Source organism: Promineifilum sp. (SeqCode), from assembly GCF_041918635.1.
Lineage (GTDB): Bacteria > Chloroflexota > Anaerolineae > Promineifilales > Promineifilaceae > Promineifilum.
Map to the genome: position 1 here is coordinate 1 of NZ_JAYRVJ010000494.1, position 3,521 is coordinate 3,521.

Genomic DNA, 3,521 nt, shown 5'->3' on the forward strand with positions numbered 1-3,521 from the left:
GCAAACCTGATCGCACACCTCCCAACTGTCGAAGTCGGCCACCCAGGACTCCAACTGAGCCTCATCGACCTGCCGCCACTCGTCGATCATGCTGGCCAGCACGCGCGTCTCCCGGCTGGGGTAGGCCCAGAGGCGGGCGGCCAGGACGTGGTCGCGGCCGGCCTCCTTCGCCATCGTCCGCAAGACGGGGATTTTGACGCCGTACACCTCCTGGGCGACGATGCCGTAGCGGGCCATCCCGGCTACGGCCGCCGGGTCGCGCAACCCCTCCAGCCGGCTGATGATCTCTTCATAGCTTAGACTCATTGCCAGTTCCTCCGTTTGAGTGACAATTATGCAATGGTGGATTGAGGATTGAAAATTCGCGTCCACCCCTGTTTCCAGCGGAGCCACCATGCGCCTTAGAACTGCCTTCATCGTTGCTGTCGCGCTCGTCTCGTGCACCCTGGTCGCCGCCGCGCAAGCCCCGGTTTTGCCCATCGGCGCCATCCAGGGGAACGCCGCCGACTCTCCCTATCTCAACCGTTTCGTCAACTTTCGCGGCGTCGTGGTGGGTCGCTATGAAGACCAGAACACCCGCGGCGACGTCTATTACACCCTGTTCGTGCAAAGTCTACCCGATGAGGCGGACGGCGACCCGGCCACTTCCGACGGCATCGCTGTCTTCCTCGGCCGCGCGCCGCGTCCGGACGTGGCTCTAGGCGACCGCGTGACGGTCGGCGGCAAGGTGACGGAGTTCTACGGCCTGACCGAGATAGACGACCGCGGCCTGACGTTGGCGCGCGAGGAGGATGGCCCGCTGCCCGCGTCCGTCCCGCTCGATCCGCCAGCCGGCCTGGCCGAGGCGGCGACCTATTTCGAGGCGCTGGAGGGGATGCGCGTGGCCTACGAGGGGGAGGTCACCGTCGCCGGGCCGACGCACGAGGGGTGCGGCTTCGCCGTCGCCGGCGCGCCGGCTGAGTTGCCCATCTTGCGCCGCGCCGACGACGACCCCACCGGCCGCGCCGTGCCCGTCCTCTATCCCAGCGACCTCAACTGCGCCGACATCCCGCAGGTCAAGACGGGCGACCGGCTGAGCGGCCTGGCCGGCGTGTTGACCTACAACTTCGACCAGTTCAAGATCATCTTCGACTCGGCCGACCCACTGGCGATCCAACCCACCCTCCTCGGATCGCCGGCGTCCCCGCCGGCTCTTACCCCCGAACAGATCAGCATCGTCACCATCAACGCCGAAGACTACTTCGACACCGTGCGCGACACGGCCGAAGAGGGTGAAGTCGTGCTCTCGGCCGACGAATTGGTGGCGCGCCAGGCCAAATTCGTCCATCTCATCGCGCAATCGCTCGCCTGCCCGACGCTCGTCGCCCTGCAAGAGGTCGAGCACGAGGCGCTACTGCTCGACCTGGCCGGCGCGCTGGCCGGGCCGTGCGGCTTCACCTACCAGGTCACCCACCGCGAAAGCCCCGACGCGCGCGGCATTGACAACGCCCTGCTGAGCGACTCGCGGCGCGTGCAGCTCAATGACGTGGCGCTGCGCCAGACCTGCTCGGCCGCGCCGACCGACGTGACCGACCCCGCCGCAGCCTGCCCGGCCGGCCAGTATCCGCTCTTCGGCCGCCCGCCGCTCCAGATCGAGGCCGACATCGATGGCGCGCCCTACACGCTCTACGTCAACCACTTCAAATCCAAGCGCGACGGCGAGATCGACACCGACCTCCAGCGCATCCAGCAGGCGGTGTACCTGAACGGTCTGGCCGCGGAACGCTTGGCCGCCGACCCGGCCGCGCGTCTCGTCGCCCTGGGCGACTTCAACGACACGGAGTTGTCGCCGGCGCTGGCCTTGCTGACCGACCCAGCGCAGGACGGGGTCTTCGCCAGCGCCCTGGCCGCCATGCCTCCGGCCGAGCGCTACACCTACAACTTCGGCGGCGTGGCCGAACTGATTGACGCCGTCTTGCTGTCGCCGGCCCTCGCGTCCGAGGTGGGCCTGGCGACCATCCTCCACGCCAACACCGACTACCCGGCCGGCTGGCGGCTGGACGCCTCGTCAACTCATCCGGCCTTCCGCGCCACCGACCACGACGCGCCGCTCGTCGTCCTGGGCCGCTGGCCGGCCACGCCGACGCCCGTGTCTACGTCCACGGCCGTGCCCCAACCGTCGTTAACCCCCGCGCCCACGAGCTTGCCGCCAACGCCTACCCCATTGCCTTCTCCATCACCTACTGTCCCCCTGGCTCCCACCACCCCCGCTCCGGCCGGTGATAGCCCCGGCCTCAGCCCGTCCCGCTTGGTATGGGGCTTCCTGGCCGGCGCGCTCGTCCTGAGCGCGCTGATCCTGATTCGCCGCGCCCGTTCGTAGTCAGGCAATTCATTGCCGTTTTAAGAGGAACACAGAGTTCCACCGCGGGCAGACACAGAGTTCCACAGAGGAAGAGGGATTTTTCTCTCTGTGGAACTCTGTGCGATCTCGGTGTCTCTCTGTGTTCCTCTTAAAACGGCAAGTACGAACCGGCGGTTGCTGAGATTTTACGCTTCCTATATGGCGCGTCTTAAGGTGGCTGGTATACCATCGTTATAAAGCGATACGAGGCAAATGGCGTGGCCGGCGAACCGATAGACCTACACGAGACCGACATTGACCCCGAAATGGTGCGTCGCTTGTTGCAGCACGCCCCTCTGTCGGTCAGCCAGACCGTCATCGTCGCGCGCGGGCCGCAGGTCATCGCCCATCGCGGTGCGCTGCGCCAGATGGAGGCGGCCGATGTCGCCGTCTACGTGACCGAATACTGGCGCGACAAGGGGCAGACGCTCCGCCTCCAGTTCATGCGCCTGCCGCTGGCCGCCGCCGGCCACATGATCCTCACGTACCCCCTGGTCGGCGACTACCGCCTGACGCTGGTGGACGCCGAAGATGCCCCGCTGAACGCCTTGCGCCGGCTTGGTTCGCAACTGCTCGGCGTTCTGCGCGCCGCCGGTCTCGTGTAGGGGCGCACCTGTGTGTGCGCCCTGGGTCAGACACGCAGGTCTGCCCCTACTCAGATTTGGGGGTGCGAAGAGGCGGGTTGCCAACCCGCGCTACAACCTGCCGCGCGTTTCAAATTCGCCCATATGTGCTATACTATCCCTCTGGGCCGACCGGCCCGCGGACAACCCCGTCCGCGTTCAGAGGGAATATCTATGACCACGGATACGCTGGTGCTGATCGACGGCCACGCCCTGGCCTATCGCATGTTCTTCGCCCTGCCCTTGGAAGCCTTCACCACCAAGGGGGGTGAGCCGACGAATGCCACCTATGGTTTCACCCGGACCCTGCTCGAGCTGATTCTGGGCGAGACGCCGCCCAAGTACGTGGCCGTCAGCTTCGACCTTGGCGCCACCTTCCGCGATGACCTGTTCGACGCCTACAAGGGCACGCGCGAGAAGATGCCCGACGAACTGGACGTGCAGATCAACCGCATCAAGCAGGTCGTCCGCGCCCTCAATATTCCCATTCTGGAACTGGAAGGGTTCGAGGCCGACGA

At 66.3% G+C, this 3,521-nt stretch carries 3 protein-coding genes and 1 pseudogene; 3 read left to right on the forward strand and 1 reads right to left on the reverse strand.

What is annotated here, in order from left to right:
• Window positions 1-306, reverse strand: a 306-nt coding sequence (locus ACE3UY_RS15080; RefSeq protein ID WP_374688328.1) for a DNA alkylation repair protein, incomplete at its 3' end; no start/stop codon positions are given.
• 88 nt (window positions 307-394) lie between these two features.
• Here ACE3UY_RS15080 and ACE3UY_RS15085 point away from each other — a divergent pair.
• From ACE3UY_RS15085 to ACE3UY_RS15095, 3 genes and pseudogenes are all read left to right on the forward strand, one after another.
• Window positions 395-2,359, forward strand: a complete 1,965-nt coding sequence (locus ACE3UY_RS15085) for an endonuclease/exonuclease/phosphatase family protein (RefSeq protein WP_374688329.1) — start codon at window positions 395-397, stop codon at window positions 2,357-2,359.
• Between the two features lie 239 nt (window positions 2,360-2,598).
• Window positions 2,599-2,985, forward strand: a complete 387-nt coding sequence (locus tag ACE3UY_RS15090; RefSeq protein WP_374688330.1) for a hypothetical protein — start codon at window positions 2,599-2,601, stop codon at window positions 2,983-2,985.
• Window positions 2,986-3,177: 192 nt separating this feature from the next.
• A pseudogene (locus tag ACE3UY_RS15095) lies at window positions 3,178-3,521 on the forward strand (DNA polymerase I); the annotation flags it as partial.